This window comes from Mixta mediterraneensis (assembly GCF_014946725.1).
Classification (GTDB): Bacteria; Pseudomonadota; Gammaproteobacteria; order Enterobacterales; family Enterobacteriaceae; genus Pantoea; species Pantoea mediterraneensis.
This window is the reverse complement of record NZ_JACFXY010000011.1, coordinates 58543-76636: the sequence shown is the minus strand read 5'-3', so window position 1 is coordinate 76636 and position 18094 is coordinate 58543. Positions and strand designations below refer to the sequence as shown.

Below are 18094 nucleotides of genomic sequence, written 5' to 3'. Positions count from 1 at the left end.
CAGAAATCCATGTCAGCCCCATTTGCATGATATGTTTGCGCGACAGCAGAATTGCTAAGCTCACAGCTATCGCGCTAACTATTTCACTTTTCCATGGAATACCCAGAACGTCCAGGTGTGATAAATAAGCGTAACCGGCATGACAAAGGCCACGCCCGTTAACACAAATCCCTGTGTTATCGTACCGGAAGCGCTTTCATGGAGATCAAGCTTGTGCGGAATTAACCATGGATACATGCCCCAGGTCACGCCTGCAATTACTGCGGTGATCAGCGCCAGCGTTATAGCAATTTGTACATGTGGACCAGAACGGTATAGCGCAAACAGCAGCATTAACCACAGCATACCGATCAACAGGCAAAGGCCTTTGCCCCATCCGCTCCACGTTTGCTGCCAGGGATCGGGATTAAGCAAGATCAACGCTAAAAACAGTACCAGCGCAACCACCCAGAAAAACCATGCTAATGCGTTTGCCAGCATTTCCACTGCTTCACCAATGCGCCAGCGGATCCAGCAGCAACCAAGTAACAAATAAATCGTCATTAAGCCGAAGCCAGACACCATTGCGTACAGGCTAAAGCCGGACAGGCCCCGCCCTTCCAGCACCACGCCTGCGCACCATCCCTGACAAAACGCCGCTAACGCCGAAGACAGCGGCAATAGTTTATCCAGCCAGTGTTTTAACCTGTCGCTGGCCTGCGAGCGATATTCCAGCGCCAGCGCCCGCATAAACAGACACAGCAGCATGATAAAAACCGGTAAATACAGCGCGCTAAATAATGTGCTATAAGCCACAGGAAACAGCGCCAACAGACCGCCCGCCAGCAGTACCAGCCAGGTTTCATTAGCGTCCCACACCGGCAGGATGCTGTGGACCATGCGCTGTTTTTGCTCTTCATCACGGAACCAGAAAAACAGCATACCGACCCCGAGATCGGCACCATCCAGCCATACGTACATCAACAGTGAAAACAGCAGCGTCAGCGCGGACAGATCGGCTAAGTTCATTGTCCGTTATCTCGATGAGGTGGTTAACATATTGGCGACAATGTGGGGTTCCTGTGGCAGCGGCGAATTTACATGTTGCAACAGGTAGCGCAGGCCCAGCGCGAAGCTCAGGCTGTAGATCAGCAGCACGCCGATAACAGACGCCAACATCCAGCCGAGCGGCAGCGCTGAAACACTTTGCGCGGTGCGTAACAAGCCATAAACCGTCCACGGCTGGCGCCCCAGTTCAGTCACCAGCCAACCGGCCAGCATGGCGATGAATCCACCCGGCGACATCCACACCAGCCACCATAATAAACGACGCGATCGGATCAGTTTCCCCCGCCAGCGCTGCACATTGGCGACCAGCGTGGTGATCAACATTAATATGCCCAGCCCGACCATTACGCGAAACGAAAAAAACACCAGCAGTACCGGTGGCAGCGAATCAGCGGAAAATTCACTCAGGCTTTTTATATGGCCGTAGAAGTTATGTCGCAGGTACAGCGATCCCACATTAGGGATCGCGACTTCAGCAAGATTACGCTGCATTTGCTGATCGGGTATCGCAAACAGCCGCAGCGGCTCTCCCTGGTCTGTCGCGGGCGGCTTCCAGCTGCCCTCTATCGCCGCCAGCTTGGCAGGCTGATAACGCAGCGTATTTTCACCGTGAAGGTCCCCAATAATCAGTTGCAGCGGCACGGCAAACAGACAAAAGGTGATAGCACTGGTCAGCATGAATTGGGTCGCCGCTTCCTGCGGACGATGCAGCACACGCCACGCCGCTACGCCAGCTATCATGAACGCCACCGCAATCAGCGTAGCCAGTAGCATATGGGCAAAGCGCCAGGGGAACGAGGGTGCGGAAAGCAGAGTAAACACGCTGTTGGGATGAAACACACCGGCTTCATCCCGTGAAAAGTTAGCCGGTGTTTGCATCCAGGAATTAGCAGCAAGGATCCAGAACGCGCTGAGAAATGCCCCAATGGCCACCAAACAGGTAACGATGAAATGAATACCGGGCCGAATACGTCCCATACCGAACAGCATTACGCCAGTCAGAGCTGATTCAAGAAAAAAAGCCACCAGCACTTCATAAAACAGCAAAGGGCCAATTACGCCCCCTACCCGCTGAGAGAACGGCGCCCAGTTGGTGCCAAACTGAAACTCCATCACTACGCCAGAAACCGCACCGATTGCCACCGTCAGCGCAAAAATCTTTAGCCAGAAATGCAGCGCCTCCCGTGCGCCAGGATGATTGCCCCAGAGCCAGCGCGCCTCAAACCAAACCAGAAAAGGCGCAAGACCCAGCGTTAATGCCGCAAGCGTGATGTGCATACCCATTGTCAGCGCAAACTGACCACGCGACAGCAACAGCACCCATTCTGCATCACTCATGGGTCGGCTTTCCGCTGTAACGGGTTACGGGTGGCTCCTCTTCGCGCTGCAATTCCTGAGAAAAAGCTTCCATGCCGGCGAACAAAGGCCGCAGACTTTGCCACAGCGCTTCGTCCTTCAACAGCGAGATCACGCCCTTCAGCCCAGGCGCAGCCGTTTGCTGCTGCGTCTGCTCACTGGCCGGTTTTAGCGCCAACAGGCCGGCCCGTAGCGCCATAATCATATGGTTAAACCTTTCGGGTGGAATTGTACCCAGCGCCATCATTAACAATGACAGGTTTTGAATCGCGTTTTGCGAGCCGGGCCGGTTTAATCCATCGACCAGAATTTTGCCAATCTCACTGTTTGCTTTCACCACATCATTCGCAAGACGTAAAAAACCATGCTCATGCAGGCTTTCCAGCAGCGTATCCAGCGATTCTTTTGCGGTAGGTTCGGTCCGCGTAGGCGGCACGTCGTATTGCATGCGTTCGGCCATTAAAATTTCTCCGGATGTTTTACGTGTGCGGGTGGTTGTTGATAACCCGACTGCTGCCATTTGCCTTCCACTGGCAGATGATCAAGCGGTGTGCGCTGGCCGTATCGAAAATTATGTTGGGGCAAAGGATTAGGCTGCGGCGGCCGATTAAGCTTGTGCATTTTCACGGCAATCTCTTTATATGCTGGTGTGTTCACGTCTGGGTCATGATGATCACCGGTTAAACCGTTTACTCCCGGCTTGCCATGATGGATAGGTATAAATAAGACGTTGCCGTGCACCCGCTCAGTAATCACCACAGGCACTTCCAGGTTGCCACGTCTGGACGCAATCGATACCCAGTCGCCCTCCTGCAACTGACGATCGGCAGCCAACTGCGGCGAGATTTCAACAAACCAGTTGGGCGACAGTGACAGAATACGCCCGCCCTGTCCGGTTTGATTAGTGGACTGGAAATGCTCCAGCATGCGGCCATTATTCAGCAGCAAATCATATTCATTATCTGCACTCTCGGCTGGCGGCTGCCATTTGAGCGCATACAGATGCGCCTTTCCGTCTGGAAAGTGAAAGGTGTCGGTGTAAAGCAGTGGTGTGCTGCTACCATCAGCTTTTACCGGCCACTGTTGAGACTGCCAGCCCACCAGCTGTTCATAACTGACGCCAGCGAAAATCTCAGCAATGCTTGCCGCTTCAGCCATGATGGCGCCGGGATTAGGATAACGCCACGGATGACCCAGACGGGCGGCAAGATCGGTCAAAATTTGCCAGTCCGGACGGCTATCGCCAAGCGGCGGCATCGCCGGAGAGAAATGCTGGATACGTCGTTCAGTATTAACGAAAGTGCCTTCCTTCTCGACCCCTGGACATCCCGGCAATACCACATCAGCAAATTCGGCGGTGCGGCTCATGAAAATGTCCTGTACCACCATAAAATCCAGTCGGCTGAAAGCTTCGTGGACTTTAGTGGAGTCGGCATCAGAGAAAGCGGTTTCTTCGCCGATGATGTACATGGCCCGCAGTTTTTTCGCATGGGCCTGTTGGATCATCTGGAAGTTGTCTGCACCCACCTTATCTGACAAGGCTTCAGTCGCGACACCCCAGGCTTTGGCCCACTTCTCTCGTTTAGTCTGATCCGTGACCTTTTCATAGCCAGGATAAATGTTACTGAGGCAGCCAAAATCACTAGCGCCCTGCACGTTATTGTGACCGCGCATCGGATAACCGCCAGTACCGGGACGGCCATAATTTCCGGTCACCAGCAGCAGGTTTGACAGCGCAGTGCTGGTATCCGCGCCGTGGCTATGTTGCGTGATACCCATCGCCCATAACAGGCAAACGCTGCCTGCATTTCCGATCATTTCAGCGGCAACCGTCAGCTCTGCCACGCTTAAGCCAGTAATGTCGCTGGCAAATTCCAGCGTAAATGGCTCAAGTGAAGCGCGATATTCTTCGACCTGAACAACCCGTTCGCGGAGAAAATCTTCATCGGCGTACCCGTGGTCAAACATATAGCGCGCCATCGCCGAAGCCCAAACCATATCAGTGCCCGGCTTTACGCGCAGATAGCAGTTAGCACGTTCGGCCATTTCATGACGACGAGGATCAACCACCAATAATTTTTGCCCGTGATGTTTGTGGCTTTGCTTGATGTGCGAGGCGATAACCGGATGGTTTTCCGATAAGTTGCTGCCGACAATCACAATCAGTTCAGCCTGCTGTAAATCTTTGATACTGCCTGCATCGCCGCCATAGCCTACAGTGCGAAAAAGTCCCTGGGTAGCTGGGTTCTGGCAGTAGCGTGAAGAGTTATCAACATTATTAGTACCAAAAATAAGTCGGGCGATTTTCTGTGTCAGGTAAGCTTCTTCATTACTGGCCTTGCTGGAGCCAATGAATCCAATAGCATCACCGCCGTGCTGGCTGGCAACCGCACGTAACCCTTGAGCCACGTGCTCCAGCGCCTCATCCCAACTGGCAGGCCGGAACCGTCCGTCTTCACGAATTAGCGGAGTGGTCAGGCGTTTAGGACTGTTAACAAAATCCCAGCCAAACTTGCCCTTAATACACGTAGAAATGCCGTTGGCGGGTGCGTCTGCAACTGGCTGAACTTTTAAAATATGGCGGTCACGCGTCCATATTTCAAAACTGCAACCCACGCCACAATAGGTACAAACGGTTTTGGTTTTTTTGATTTCTGCCTTACGCAGCGCGGTATCCATAACGGATACCGCGGTAATCGGCTCCATGCTGATACTGTTTTCCAGCGACTTAACGAAATCAATCAGTGGCCGTTTTACCTTTTGCGGGGCTTTGTTGAATAAATCAGCTTCAGGACGAGTGACTCTGTAGCTGACCGGGTTTTCAGGCAATACGCACGCTTTCTGGCATACCAGCCTTCGTTATTTTATTCAGCGCACGCACCATGCCCAAAGCCTCTGCTACCTGACCATCGTAATCACGCAGCGTCAGTGAACCTCCGAACAGTTGCTTTACCCTGTACATGGCCGTCTCCGCTATCGAGCGACGGTTGTAATCTGTTGTCCATTTCCACCGGGCATTACTCCCGGTCAGCCGCTGATTCGCTACTGCACGGTTACGGTCTGCGTACTCTACGGGCCAGTAACCCGCTCCTTTTCGGGGCGGGATGAGGGCACTGATTTTCTTGCGCCGCAGTTCATCGTGACAGAGTCGGGTGTCGTAAGCGCCGTCTGCTGCGGCTGCCCTGATTTTTCTGTGTGTCTGCCGGATAAGACCCGGGAAAGCTTCTGAGTCCGTGACGTTGTTCAGAGACAGGTCCGCGCAGATGACTTCATGTGTTCTGCTGTCAACGGCCAGATGCAGCTTCCGCCAGGTACGACGGCGCTCTTTGCCGTGATTTTTGACTTTCCATTCGCCTTCACCAAAAACCTTCAGCCCGGTGGAATCAATCACCAGGTGTGCGATTTCACCCCGGGTGGGTGTTTTGAAACAGACATTAACCGACTTTGCCCGCTTGCTGACACTGCTGTAATCCGGGCAGCGCAACGGAACGTTCATCAGGGCAAAAATGGAATCAATAAAACCCTGCGCAGCCCGCAGGGTCAGCCGGAACAGGCGTTTAATCATCAGGACGGTGGTGATGGCAAGGTCAGAATAGCGCTGAGGTCTTCCCCGTGATGAAGGCGTTGCCGACTCATACCAGGCATGAGTCGCTTCATCGTCCAGCCAGAAAGTGAGGGAGCCACGGTTGATGAGGGCTTTGTTGTAGGTGGGCCAGTTGGTGATTTTGAACTTTTGCTTTGCCACGGAACGGTCTGTGTTGTCGGGAGGATGCGTGATCTGATCCTTCAACTCAGCAAAAGTTCGATTTATTCAACAAAGCCTCAGGAAAGCTGATACTTTTTGCCGGAGCCGGCATTTCTCGTAATCTTGGCCTGCCGGAGTGGCATGAGCTGATCGCCCATCTCGCCAACGAGTTAGGTTACGATCCTACAATTTTCAATACCTATGGCAACCACCTTTCGCTGGCGGAATACTATAAGCAGAAAAAGGGTTCGCTGGGACCGTTACGCAGCTGGATGGATCGTGAATGGCATCGACCCGATATTGACGTCCGAACATCTGAAATCCACACCATGATCACTCAAGGCAACTTCTCGCGCATTTACACGACCAATTACGACCGCTGGCTGGAGGCCGCGCATGATGCACACGGTGTGCCTTATTCAAAGGTTGCCAACGCTGCTGATTTAGTGGCTTTGACGGAACATAAGCGACATATCATCAAACTTCATGGCGATTTTGATGACGATACTTCGATTGTACTGGATGAGAGCAGCTACTTTGAGCGGCTCTATTTTGACTCCCCGCTTGATATTAAGCTGACGCATGACGTGATGGGCAATTCGGTGCTGTTTGTTGGTTACAGCATCAGCGATTTCAATATTCGCTTGCTGTTTTACCGCCTGACTAAAATGTGGGGCCGCACCGGCCTGGCGACTGCGCGACCTAAATCCTATCTGTTCACCAATCGTAATAACCCGGTAGCAAAAGAGGTGCTGGGCCAGTGGGGTATTGAGATGATCGTGTCGGAGGAGGACGACCCGCGCAAAGCGCTAGCAAATTTTCTCGAAGAATTAATCGCTTAAGCCTGCTGATGTCTGTGCTGCTTACATTGTAATTCTCCAGTGAAAAACAGCGGCCGTCATGATATACTGTATATATTAACAGTATCGGAGGCGAGAAAATGACTGTCGAGACAAAATTTGTAGTAGTCAGAAAGGGTGAAGAGAAGATGACGTTTGCCAATAAGAAAGAGGCCGATGCTTACGACAAAATGCTCGATATGGCTGAAGCCTTTACCGACTGGCTGTTGCAGCATCAATCCGCGCTAGACGAAACGCAGGCTGAAACCCTTGGCCTGTTGCTTGCTGAGCAGAAAGATACCGTGCAGCATATTCTGCGAACCAGCAAGCTACCGGCAGCCACGCCCGCTACTGCGGTAGTGAAAGAAGAGGCTGACGCAACCGGCAACAAGAAAGTACGCGCCGTTAAAGCAGCCTGATAATAAAACGCCGGTAGCGATAATGCTTTCGGCGTTTTTGATTCCGATAGATTTCAGCGCATTTAAAGACCACAGCCGTTTATTCCATTTTAATTTGATACCACGTGCTTCGTCCGCCGCCTGCCAGCTTAGAGAGACAACCTTTTTCCAGTAAATCGGTCAAGTGGCGCGTTGCTGTTGCTTTGCTCACTTTCGCGACTTTCTGGTACTGGCTGGCACTGATTCCCATCTCAAACCCTTGTTCGCCACCATCCAGCAAGCAGTTAAGGACTTTAACCTGCTCTTTACTCAATCCCACATTCTGATGATGTAGCCAGAACCGCGCTTTTTGTTGCGTGTGTTCAACACCGATCATCGCCTGTTGCAGACTTTCATCCAGAATATCGAGAAACCATACCAGCCAGCCGGTGATATCCAGATCGCCTTTCTGCGTCTGTTCAAGCACACGATAATAATCGGTGCGTTTAGCCAGTATTGCTGAGGACATGGCATAAAGCCGGATGCTTTGGCTGTCTGCCTGTGACAAAGCCAAATCGGTTAAGGCGCGCGTGATGCGTCCGTTTCCATCATCAAATGGATGGAGCGTCACAAACCATAAATGACAGATTGCCGCTCGTAGCAAAGGATCAAGTAAAACATCGCGCTGGCTCTGATTAAACCATGTGATGAACGCTTCAAGCTGTGTTTCCAGACCGGAACGCGGCGGAGCTTCAAAGTGTATGGTGGGGCGATCGATGCGGCCTGAAACAACCTGCATCGGTTCGTTACCGCGCAATGTACCGATGCTCAACGAGTGGATTGACCATTCATCAGCCGGAAATAACCAGTGATGCCATAGGCATAAGCGTTGTAATGTCAGCGGCTGGTCACGGTTATTAATTGCATCCAGCATCATCGTAGCCAACCCTTCGGAGCGATCGGATACCGGATAAGGTTGTTTTTCAGAAACGCCCAGACGCCGCGCCAGCGATGAACGCACTGACTGCGCATTGATGCGTTCTTCTTCAATCGCCGATGATGAAAGGATATTTGCCAGTAGCGTGTCCAGCGTTTGTGCTTCTTTGTCGGAATGCAGGCTGGCACGCCCCAGCAACATACCACGCACATGCTGAACCTGACGCAGCCGTGGCAAAAGCTGCGCATTTTGCCAGTAAAAGTGGGGCCAGTCGGCCTGTTGCCAGATCCATCGTATCGCCATTATGTGGCTTATCTCCTCTGTCCTCTGCATTGAGCCGAATAACCTGACTTATTCGGCTCATTATGTGAGTCAATTATAGGCAATTATTGGCTCATAAGTGAATAAGTAAAATGCAGAGAGGAATAAAGCAGACGGCTAAAGCCCGATTTTGGATGGGTGACGTGAGCTGCGCAAAATGACCGACACTAACAGAAAGGCGTCATCCAGCTAATCTTTGCTGAAAGCCGTATTTAAAACAGAAGAAGCTACGTCAGCGCTTCAGTAGCAGGCGGGTTCTGCGACAAGCGTAACAGAGGACGGGAAGGTACACTGAAATGACCTGACAGATAAAATTTCCCGTCCCTTAATCACAGCGGTAGTCAATTCTTCGCGTTAAGGTGCTGCTGAAGTTGCTGAATACCCCATAACGCCAGTATATGATCTTCTTCTGAAGGTAAACCGCTAACGCTAACCGCGCCAAATACGACGCCAGCATCGTTTAACAGTGGAAAGGAGCCACCATGATCGGAGAAGGTATCCTGGGCAATCCAGTTTTGCTGAACCATCGGCTTGCCGTTTTGCACATTAATTAAACCGATGTACATTGAGGCATGACTAAAGCGCAACACTGAATTGCGTTTACGCTTCATCCATTCCAGATTGACTGGGCTTGAACCCGGCAACGCAGCGAGAAACAGTGGCTGGCCAAAGGCATAAACTTCTATAGCAACCGGTAAGTTTTGTTCGCTGGCACGCTGTTGCAGGTTCTGGCCGAGCTGCCATGCCAGCTGAAAATCAAAAGTGGGTAAACGGCTTTCGGATTCTTGCTGTAGGATGAGTTGCGGCGTAAGAGTAGGGGACATTTTTTTCGCTCATGTTTTGATGGAATTATTTTTCCAATAAACATATCAATAAAATAAAATTACCGCACCCATTTATCGAAACAGCTTCCAGACTCAGTTTTTCGCTATATTTCACTTCAAAACGCTTTGATTATTGCCTGGGAAGGTGACATAGCAGGCGTGAACATCACTGATGCTGCGTGCTACTTTGCTTTTGCGTATTTATGGAAACGAAAAGCGCTGCCGGAAACAGCAGCGCTGAGGTGATTAGCCTGGATAGATGCCGCGATCTTTACGCGCCATTAAAATACGTTCACAGGCTACGATATAGGCTGCGGTGCGTAGTGAGCATTCTTTCTCTTTGGCTTTTTCCCAGACGTGAACCATTGCGTCGGTCATGATCTTATCCGAGCGCTGGTTGATTTCATCTTCGCTCCAAAAGAAGCTGGCCATATCCTGCACCCATTCAAAGTAGCTCACAGTGACGCCGCCTGCGTTGCATATCACATCCGGTACGACAATGATGCCACGCTTCGCCAGCATGTCATCCGCGTCAGGATAGGTTGGGCCGTTTGCACCTTCCAGCACCAGTTTGCAGCCCAGGGCTTCTGCACGTTCACGGGTAATCTGGCCTTCAAGTGCCGCCGGGATTAAGATGTCCATCTCAGTAGTCCAGAAGGCTTCTTTCTCGATTGGCTGGGCGCCTTCAAAACCCGCGATTTGCTTATGTTCAATCTGCCATTGCGTCAGCGCAGTCATGTCTATGCCATCGGCATTGAACAGCGTTGCGGTGTGATCCTGAATGACCACCACGCGCGCACCTGCTTCATCAAATAAACGTGCCGCCTCGCTGCCGACATTACCAAATCCCTGAACCGCCACGCGTGCGCCTTTAATGGCAATCCCCGCACGGCGGGCTACTTCGCGTCCGGTAATAAATACGCCGCGTCCGGTGGCTTTTTCACGTCCCAGCGAGCCACCAAGATGGATCGGTTTCCCCGTCACCACGCCGGTAACGGTGGTGCCGATGTTCATGGAATAGGTATCCATCATCCATGCCATAACTTTGCCGTTAGTGCCAACATCCGGCGCAGGAATGTCTTTTTGCGGCCCAATGATAACGCCGATTTCACTGGTATAACGACGGGTCAGGCGCTCCAGTTCGCCTTCCGATAACGTAAACGGATTGACACGAATGCCGCCTTTTGCACCGCCATACGGTAAATTCACTGCTGCGCATTTAATCGTCATCCATGCTGAAAGCGCCATCACCTCGTTGAGATCAACGTCGGGATGATAACGAATGCCCCCTTTACCCGGACCACGTGAAAGGTTGTGCTGAACACGATACCCTTCAAAATGCCGGATAGATCCATCGTCCATCTGCAAAGGAATATCAACAATCAGGGCACGTTTAGGATGTCGCAATGTATCTATCCAACGTGAAAGATCGCCAAGGTAGGGCGTAACACGGTCAATTTGTTGCAGGTAGGTTGACCAGGCAGATGTGCTACTTTCAGACGCGTAAGATAACTTATCCATAGAAAAACCTTTCTTAATGAAGATATTTATTGTGTAGAGACGTGGATAGAGAGCGCAATCAACCGCGCCGACATAATTTATCACTGCTGAAAAAAATATGTATTGCTGCCGGGTGGTATGCCGTGCCGTCAGGGTCATTAAGAAAAGAATTAAATGAATAATTATCTAAATATCTGTTCAAATATTGCTGCATAAAACCGCTGAATTTTGCATGAAATATGCATAAACAAAGATTATTATTAATTTGTGAATATTTGAGGGTGTTCAAAAAGTGAAGGAATTGTTTATTCGCTGCATTGACTTTGTTGCACCAATGCGCTGCATTAGATAAGTTAAATTACGGATTAGTTTAAGTATTGTTTATTTAAGTTTGCCAGAGTATGTTATGAGCCAGTAGGGGCGGTATAAATACTGAGTAATGGAGCGAACACCGCATTAACCGATCTTTCACTAAAGCAGTGCTTCCTTCATTAACTTTTACAAAATCATAACGCTATAAGCCAAATTTTAAGAGCATGCCGAAGCAGGCTGTACTTTTATCCTTTTTAAAAAGCGCTAAAATAGACAGTTCATATGTTACGGAGAAAGACAGTCATAATGCGTTATCGTTTTATACTCGCCGCTATCACGGCCGCCACTCTGTTGGCGGGATGCGCTAAGCATTCATCAGAAGATGCACCAAATGAATTCGCTGCTGGTCCAACACAAATCGATGTCTCACACATAATGACGCGCGCGGATGATGGCTCAAATGTCTACCTGACGGTTGACGGCAAGGACGCTGGCGAATTGCTTAACGGCGAAAGTAAATTGATCTATGTCCCGGCGGGTAAACACACCGTCGGCGGCTATGTCCCGACCCTGTTTGGCCTGGGGCGTGTCACTATTGCGCCAGTTGAAATCACAACTTCGCCGGAAAGCGTAAAAAAAGTAGCCTATTCGGTTACGCGTAATAAAGCTACCTTTGCCGAGAGCAACGGCGAGCAGGGCTAAGTAAATTTAAATTCGGCGCGTTGCGATGCGCCGGATTGAAGTCTTAGTGATGCTTCAGCACGGCTTATTCAGTGATGCCTATAGTGATTTGGCGGGCAGAGAGATGACATCTCCCTAAGACAACCGGAGGACGTTTTGTGCTGATTCTGCGCAATTTAGAAAATCGTTTTTTTAGGTTTTGAAAAAATTTGCAGAACTGGTTGTGGATCAGAGCGCAGCTAACAATGTTTGTGCCGTCAGCTCATCAGTAATCAAACCGGTGAGCAGCCCGCTGGCCAATACCGCACGGATAGCCGGGATTTTCGATATGCCTCCTGCCAGCGCAACAATCTCATCACGGCGGCGAATATCAAACGAAACAGCCAGCGTACGGGCGGTCAGACTGTTATGGATCATCTGCCCACGGGCATCAAAAAAATGACCGAGCAATTCTCCCACACCACCGGACGCTGAAATATCTCGAATTTCCGTCTCTTCTATCATGCCGGCTTCTACCAGCTGTGCGGCCGGCTCCACTGTTCCGATTCCCACCAGTTTCACTTCGCTTTGGGCCGCCATCGCAAATACTTCGCTGACGCCGCGTTGAGCCAGCAATACGTCGCGATCTTCTTCGGTATTAGCAAAAAAAGGCACTGGCATCATATACGCCTGCGCACCGGTTTTTTCGGCAATGCGGTGCATAACATCGTGTGGATTGAGGGCGTAATGACGCGTCAGGCATCCCAGCAACGAGACGAAGCGGATATGTTGCGCATCAAGCCGCGGTAACTGATGAATGGCGGCAGAGAGGGTCCGTCCATGCCCTAAACCCAGCGTAGTTGATTGCGCGGAACTGAGCAGGTTGCGCAGGTAATCTGCTCCAGCCATACCCAGCGCACGCACCGGCAATCCTGCTTCGCCCAGATCTGGAGCAACACGGCAAAAGCGCAGCCCGTGACGTTCACGCAGCTGGTTCTCCAGCTCCACACAAGCGACAATATCGCCGTCAATCGAAACTTTTACTGCGCCTTCTGCTACCACTCGCGCAATTAATCGATGGGTTTTAACCGAAGGCAGCCCAAGGCGCTTTGCTACGTCAGCCTGCGTATAACCGCCGACATAATGCAACCAGGCCGCGCGGATAGCGAGCGACTCATCGCTGTCAGTGGAAACGGGAGACTTCATAAAAAAATCAGATAGCCAGTGCGTGAATTTGGCTTACAGCGCGAGCGGCTTCTTTGCCTTTCTTCACGAAATGTTCGGTATAGAAATTGATGAACTCATCGGCTGGCTGGAAGTTATGTGGCGTCAGTGACACAGAAAAGACCGGCACGTTGGTGGTCAGCTGCGCCTGCATCAGTCCGCTTACGACTGCTTGTGCAACGAAGTCGTGACGGTAAATGCCGCCATCAACCACCAGCGCAGCACAGACAATGGCATCGAACTTACCCGTTTGCGCCAGCCGTTGAGCCAGCAGCGGCATTTCAAAAGCGCCCGGAACGTCCCACGTTTTAATCTCGAATGACGTTCCACGGCTTTCAAGTTCCTGCTCAAACCCAACCAGGGCCTGAGAAACGATTTCGCTGTGCCAGTTTGCTTTGATAAAGGCGACTTTCAACGGCTGCATGACTTACTCCAGTAAAAGTGACATAACGGGTTAGCGGACCAAATGGAGATCCTGTACCCCCGAATCAATATGATCGGCCCAGAAGGCAACGCTCTCGGCAATATCTGCGACCACCTGACTGTCGGTGGGCTCGCGTTCTTTAAAGCTTAACTCCAGGCAAATCTCATTATTCTGCGCACCGCCTTTAGCTAATGCTTCAAGTAGCGGAGCCGGTTGGATTCGACCGGCTGCATTATACTGTAATGTAAAGGGTCTGTGCCCGCCTTTATCCATCATACTTTGTTTTATATGGATAATGGGTGAATAGCGCGGCACGGCTTCAGCCCAAGCATAGGGATCGTAGTCGCGCGGATCGTCAGACGTTACATCGCCGTGATCAATATCGGCCATCATCCACATTGGCAATGCCAAAGGCGCCTGGCTTAAGCGCTGTTGCAATGCCAGACTCGCCGGGATCGTTTCGCCGAATTCACGCCCTATGCTCATCGGTTCCCAAAATAAATACTCCAGGCCCGCCGATTTGGCGTGCTGGGCGACCTCTGCCCAGCAGTCAATTGCGATGGCTATCAGCTCTTCACGTCGCGTGACGTCATTAAAATCTTTATAGGTAAAAATGGCGAACTGTGATCCTATCGCTTTGCCACCAAGTTCAGCCGTAATATCGGCAAAAGTTTTAAACCAGTTAATGTAATAGCGCCGCACATCCGCATCGGGATGCCCGAAATGATTCAGCCGGCCATAAGGCCCGGTCATACCAGAGGTGACACATACACCGGTTTCGCTCATCGCCTTTTTCATCCGGCGCGCCATTTGCGTAATCGTTGGCGCGGCCCAGGAAGGATTAATAAATTCATGCGTGAGCTGCAGGTCGCGAATGCGAATTTGCTGCGCGACGGTATAAATCAAATCTTCCGGATCAGCGAAGCGGTTAACCAGAGGATTAGTATTCAGAGAAAGCGTTAACGGCATGAGTCTCTCCTTATCCTGCGTGCGCGCGTAGAGGCTGAGGTGGTATGGTGACGAACGTGGCATCAAACCATTGCGTAAATGCCTGCTGCTGTTCTTCACTCAGATGTAATTTATGTTTGGTGCGCCGCCAAATCACATCTTCTGCCTGCTGTGCCCACTCTTTCTCAACCAGATAACGGACTTCGATTTCATATAGAAGGCCGCCAAAGTGACGTCCTAAATCAGCCAGTTCACTGGCATTTCCTAAAAGCTGCATTAAGCGGGCACCGTACAGACGTGCATAATGTTTACGTAGCGGCTGAGGAAGCCAGGGATACTGGGATTTAACCTGCTGCAGAAAACTGTAGAAGTCGGCGTTAGCGATTTCGCCGCCGGGCAAGGTGGCGCTGCGCGTCCAGTCTGGTCCCATCGTTGGGAAGAAAGGCGCCAGCTTTTGCAGCGCGTGTTCGGCCAGTTTGCGGAATGTGGTAATTTTACCGCCAAATACGTGGAGCAGCGGGGCGTTTTGCTGATCGTCGAGATCAAACACATAGTCGCGCGTCACCGCCGACGGGTTGCCTTTACCGTCATCAAACAGCGGTCGTACGCCGGAAAAACGGGTTATGACATCGCCCGGCGTAAGTTTCACTTTGAAATAACGGTTAACCACATCAATAAGGTATTGCTGTTCGCTATCATCAGCGGTCACCGCTTCGGCTTTGCCTTCCCACGGAATATCCGTGGTGCCGATCAGCGCTTTGTCGCCTTCATACGGATTGATAAAAATGACGCGCTTATCCTTGTTCTGTACCAAATATGCCTGCTGACCTTCCCAGAACTTAGGCACAATAATGTGCGAACCCTTCACCAGACGCACGCTGCGGTTGCTGCGGGTATGGGTCACCTGGTTAACGATGTCCAACACCCAGGGTCCGGCTGCATTGACCAACACGCGCGCTAACACGGTACGCTGCTCTCCGCTGGCTTCATCTTGCAACGTAATTTCCCATTTGCCGTCTTTTCGGGTCGCAGCAAGGCAGCGCGTGCGCGGTAAAATGGTTGCGCCGCGTTCGGCGGCATCCAGGGCGTTGAGCGTGACCAGACGCGCATCATCTACCCAGCAATCTGAATATTCGAAGCCTTTTTGATACTGATCCAGCAACGGCGCACCCTCCGGATCACGCGCTAAATTTAACGAGCGCGTACCCGGCAATTTCTGGCGACCACCAAGATGGTCATACAGAAACAAGCCGAGCCGGACCAGCCAGGCAGGGCGATCAATCGGACTGTGCGGCAATACAAAGCGCATCGGCCAAATAATGTGCGGCGCGGAATTAAGCAGCACTTCACGTTCAATAAGCGCTTCACGTACTAAGCGGAATTCGTAATATTCAAGATAGCGCAGCCCCCCGTGCACCAGCTTGCCAGAGCGCGACGAAGTGCCTTGCGCCAGATCGTCTTTCTCACACATCATCACCGTTAATCCGCGACCCGCCGCATCGCGGGCAATGCCCGCGCCATTAATGCCGCCACCGATAACAAATAAATCCAGAATATTTTCACTCATTATTGACTCCTGTATGGACGAACCCGGTTCGACCAAAAACATATTCAGCCTGCGAATGACTGTTTCAGTTGATGCCAGACAGATGGCAGATCGTTGCGGATTTGTTGATAGCTGGAGAATAAGTGTTGATAGCGTGCAACCAGTTCGGATGGCGGCGCTTCAGGGGTATCGAGTAAAGGCGTTACCCAGGTTTCAACACAGCGCTGCATGGTTGGATAAGCACCAATGGCGACAGCCGCCATCATCGCAGCCCCCGCTGCGCCTGCTTCTTCACGATGGCTACTCCGTACCGGCACGCCAACGCAGGCAGACAATATTTGCCGAAGCTGGACCGAACGAATGGCACCGCCAGTAAGCCGTAGCTCACCGGGCATTGCGCCACCCATCGCCTGATAACAGTCGCGTGCTGCCATACCAATGCCTTCAACCACCGCACGAACCATATCGCCAAATTGATGGTTGTAACTCAACCCGACAAAGCTGGCGCGGGCTTCAGCATTCACAAACGGGCCGCGTTCACCGGCTTCGGAAATATAAGGGTGATAAAGCAAGCTACCGGGTTGCGCTTCACTCAACCAACGGCCAATATGCTCCACCAGTCTGGCGTGATCGGTTTCGCAGCCAAAACTTTTGAGCAGTTCGCTTGCCACATTGAGTAACCAGTCAAGATTCAATGTTGAGGCCATATTGGACTGTACTTGGGTGACAAAACCCGGCCACGGCAGCGGAATAATGTAGCCGGTCTGAGCAGGATTGAGCCAGACGTCCTCAATCGCCACCGCACGCAGATGTACGCCCGTTGAACCGACAATCGAACACGCCGTATTGGCCTCGCCGGTATGCACGCCTGCCCCTAGCGCGGTCATTGCCATATCGACATAACCCAGACAGACTGGCGTACCCGCCCGTAAGCCGGTTAAGGCTGCTGCTTCAGGCGTGAGCGGATGCGTGATTTGACTTCCATCAATAATTTCAGGTAGCAAATGGCGGCGATGTTCCAGCTCAAGTGAAGCAATCACGGTGTCGTCATAACGCTGATGGCGAAAATTACCAAACGTGTAGCTGGCTTCAGAAGGATCCGTGGCGCGCACCCCCGTCAGATTCAGATACAGCCAGTCTTTGCAGTGCAGCGCGACTTCGCAACTGTCCAGCAGTCCATGATAATGAAGATCCATATGGGCAAGCTGTGAACTTTGCTGGCAAGTAGTCAGACCGGTTCCGGTTGCTTCAAAGCGGGCACGGGCAAGCTCAGACTGATTCAGGCGTTCAACCGTCGGTGCCGCACGCGCATCCAGCCAAATCCAGGCATCGCCAACGGGCTGGTTATTGGCCCCGACCAGCCAGCTACCATTGCCCTGGGCGGTCACAGCAACGGCTACTACGCGTTCAGATAAATTATCGACGCGCCCGGCAAGCTTGCGGATTGCGGTCACCGCATCCTGCCAGGTTTGCGTCATGGATTGTTGTGCTGCGCCACCTTCGCCACGGTAATAACTATTGCGTACTGAAGCGCAGCCAAGCTGTACGCCTTCAAGATCAAACGCTACCGCTTTAACCACAGAAGTGCCGGAATCCACACCCAGAATAATGTCGCGATTATCCATGCACACCTCCTCGCCATTGCGGTAGCCCTTTACCGGTAAGAAAAAAGTTTTTCATTGCTATCCCGCTTTTTGCGTTCCTGAGAGGGAAACGCTGTTAACAACATGTGATGATTTTGATAATTAATTACATACACCACATCTCACTGAGATAACACTCAAATCGTATTATTTTTCGGGTCAAGGAATATATTTCATTTTGTTTAGCGAGGATGATCACATTTCATCGCCGGTACAATGAAGGTTACCTAAATGGGATTTGGTAAATAATGTTTATAACTCAATGGATTAATTTATATTCCCGGAATACGGAAGAAATAAGCGATCCAGATCTCTCTCTGCAAAAAAAACGTGGCTGGCTGTTGACAACTTAACCATATCAGCACAATCCTCTCCAGAGTAGTTATCATAT

15 protein-coding genes and 1 pseudogene are annotated in these 18094 nt (G+C 51.3%); 3 read left to right on the top strand and 13 right to left on the bottom strand.

The window, feature by feature from the left end; genetic code table 11:
* Positions 1 to 78 precede the first annotated feature (78 nt).
* The 5 genes and pseudogenes from H2P46_RS17735 to H2P46_RS17715 all read right to left on the bottom strand — a co-directional run bounded on the left by H2P46_RS17735 (position 79) and on the right by H2P46_RS17715 (position 6193).
* Entirely contained in the window at positions 79 to 1008 is a 930-nt protein-coding gene (locus H2P46_RS17735) for a cytochrome d ubiquinol oxidase subunit II (protein ID WP_193406214.1), read from the bottom strand.
* A gap of 6 nt (positions 1009 to 1014) precedes the next feature.
* Positions 1015 to 2385, bottom strand: coding sequence for a cytochrome ubiquinol oxidase subunit I (locus tag H2P46_RS17730; RefSeq protein WP_193406213.1), 1371 nt, complete (start codon positions 2383 to 2385; stop codon positions 1015 to 1017).
* A complete protein-coding gene (locus H2P46_RS17725; RefSeq protein WP_193406212.1) occupies positions 2378 to 2863 on the bottom strand; it encodes a DUF1641 domain-containing protein in 486 nt (161 codons plus the stop codon). The genes H2P46_RS17730 and H2P46_RS17725 overlap by 8 nt, the downstream gene beginning before the upstream one ends.
* Positions 2863 to 5166: pseudogene (gene fdhF / locus H2P46_RS17720) on the bottom strand (formate dehydrogenase subunit alpha); the annotation flags it as partial. The pseudogene fdhF and the gene H2P46_RS17725, both read right to left, overlap by 1 nt.
* Before the next feature lie 58 nt (positions 5167 to 5224).
* Positions 5225 to 6193 (bottom strand): IS5 family transposase, encoded by a 969-nt coding sequence (locus tag H2P46_RS17715; RefSeq protein WP_193403199.1) that lies wholly within the window; start codon positions 6191 to 6193, stop codon positions 5225 to 5227.
* Between the two features lie 41 nt (positions 6194 to 6234).
* Here H2P46_RS17715 and H2P46_RS17710 point away from each other — a divergent pair, with 41 nt between their 5' ends.
* Together H2P46_RS17710 and H2P46_RS17705 are read left to right on the top strand one after the other, a co-directional pair.
* Complete coding sequence (locus H2P46_RS17710; protein WP_193406252.1) at positions 6235 to 6990, top strand: SIR2 family protein; 756 nt, start codon at positions 6235 to 6237, stop codon at positions 6988 to 6990.
* Positions 6991 to 7088: 98 nt separating this feature from the next.
* Positions 7089 to 7406, top strand: a complete 318-nt coding sequence (locus H2P46_RS17705) for a YebG family protein (RefSeq protein WP_193406211.1) — start codon at positions 7089 to 7091, stop codon at positions 7404 to 7406.
* Positions 7407 to 7485: 79 nt separating this feature from the next.
* Here the strand turns inward: H2P46_RS17705 and H2P46_RS17700 are convergent, their stop codons facing one another.
* The 3 genes from H2P46_RS17700 to H2P46_RS17690 all read right to left on the bottom strand — a co-directional run bounded on the left by H2P46_RS17700 (position 7486) and on the right by H2P46_RS17690 (position 10967).
* Positions 7486 to 8604 (bottom strand): Fic family protein, encoded by a 1119-nt coding sequence (locus H2P46_RS17700; protein WP_193406210.1) that lies wholly within the window; start codon positions 8602 to 8604, stop codon positions 7486 to 7488.
* 359 nt (positions 8605 to 8963) lie between these two features.
* A complete protein-coding gene (locus H2P46_RS17695; protein ID WP_193406209.1) occupies positions 8964 to 9446 on the bottom strand; it encodes a heme-degrading domain-containing protein in 483 nt (160 codons plus the stop codon).
* A 246-nt stretch (positions 9447 to 9692) separates the two neighbouring features.
* The gene (locus H2P46_RS17690) at positions 9693 to 10967 is read right to left on the bottom strand and encodes a Glu/Leu/Phe/Val family dehydrogenase (protein ID WP_193406208.1); all 1275 of its coding nucleotides are present in this window, start codon (positions 10965 to 10967) and stop codon (positions 9693 to 9695) included.
* Between the two features lie 597 nt (positions 10968 to 11564).
* Here H2P46_RS17690 and H2P46_RS17685 point away from each other — a divergent pair.
* Entirely contained in the window at positions 11565 to 11960 is a 396-nt protein-coding gene (locus H2P46_RS17685; protein ID WP_193406207.1) for a hypothetical protein, read from the top strand.
* A gap of 207 nt (positions 11961 to 12167) precedes the next feature.
* On the opposite strand, the gene H2P46_RS17680 is transcribed toward H2P46_RS17685, so the two are convergent.
* From H2P46_RS17680 to H2P46_RS17660, 5 genes are read right to left on the bottom strand one after another with little or no spacing between them, the layout of a single operon-like run.
* The gene (locus H2P46_RS17680; RefSeq protein ID WP_193406206.1) at positions 12168 to 13124 is read right to left on the bottom strand and encodes a sugar-binding transcriptional regulator; all 957 of its coding nucleotides are present in this window, start codon (positions 13122 to 13124) and stop codon (positions 12168 to 12170) included.
* 7 nt (positions 13125 to 13131) lie between these two features.
* A complete protein-coding gene (locus tag H2P46_RS17675; RefSeq protein ID WP_193406205.1) occupies positions 13132 to 13566 on the bottom strand; it encodes a 6,7-dimethyl-8-ribityllumazine synthase in 435 nt (144 codons plus the stop codon).
* A 30-nt stretch (positions 13567 to 13596) separates the two neighbouring features.
* Positions 13597 to 14535 carry a sugar phosphate isomerase/epimerase family protein gene (locus H2P46_RS17670; RefSeq protein WP_193406204.1) on the bottom strand — a complete coding sequence of 313 codons (939 nt, stop codon included), beginning with the start codon at positions 14533 to 14535 and terminating at the stop codon, positions 13597 to 13599.
* A 10-nt stretch (positions 14536 to 14545) separates the two neighbouring features.
* Complete coding sequence (locus tag H2P46_RS17665; protein ID WP_193406203.1) at positions 14546 to 16081, bottom strand: glycerol-3-phosphate dehydrogenase; 1536 nt, start codon at positions 16079 to 16081, stop codon at positions 14546 to 14548.
* Positions 16082 to 16125: 44 nt separating this feature from the next.
* Positions 16126 to 17685 (bottom strand): FGGY-family carbohydrate kinase, encoded by a 1560-nt coding sequence (locus H2P46_RS17660; RefSeq protein ID WP_193406202.1) that lies wholly within the window; start codon positions 17683 to 17685, stop codon positions 16126 to 16128.
* Positions 17686 to 18094: the final 409 nt, after the last annotated feature.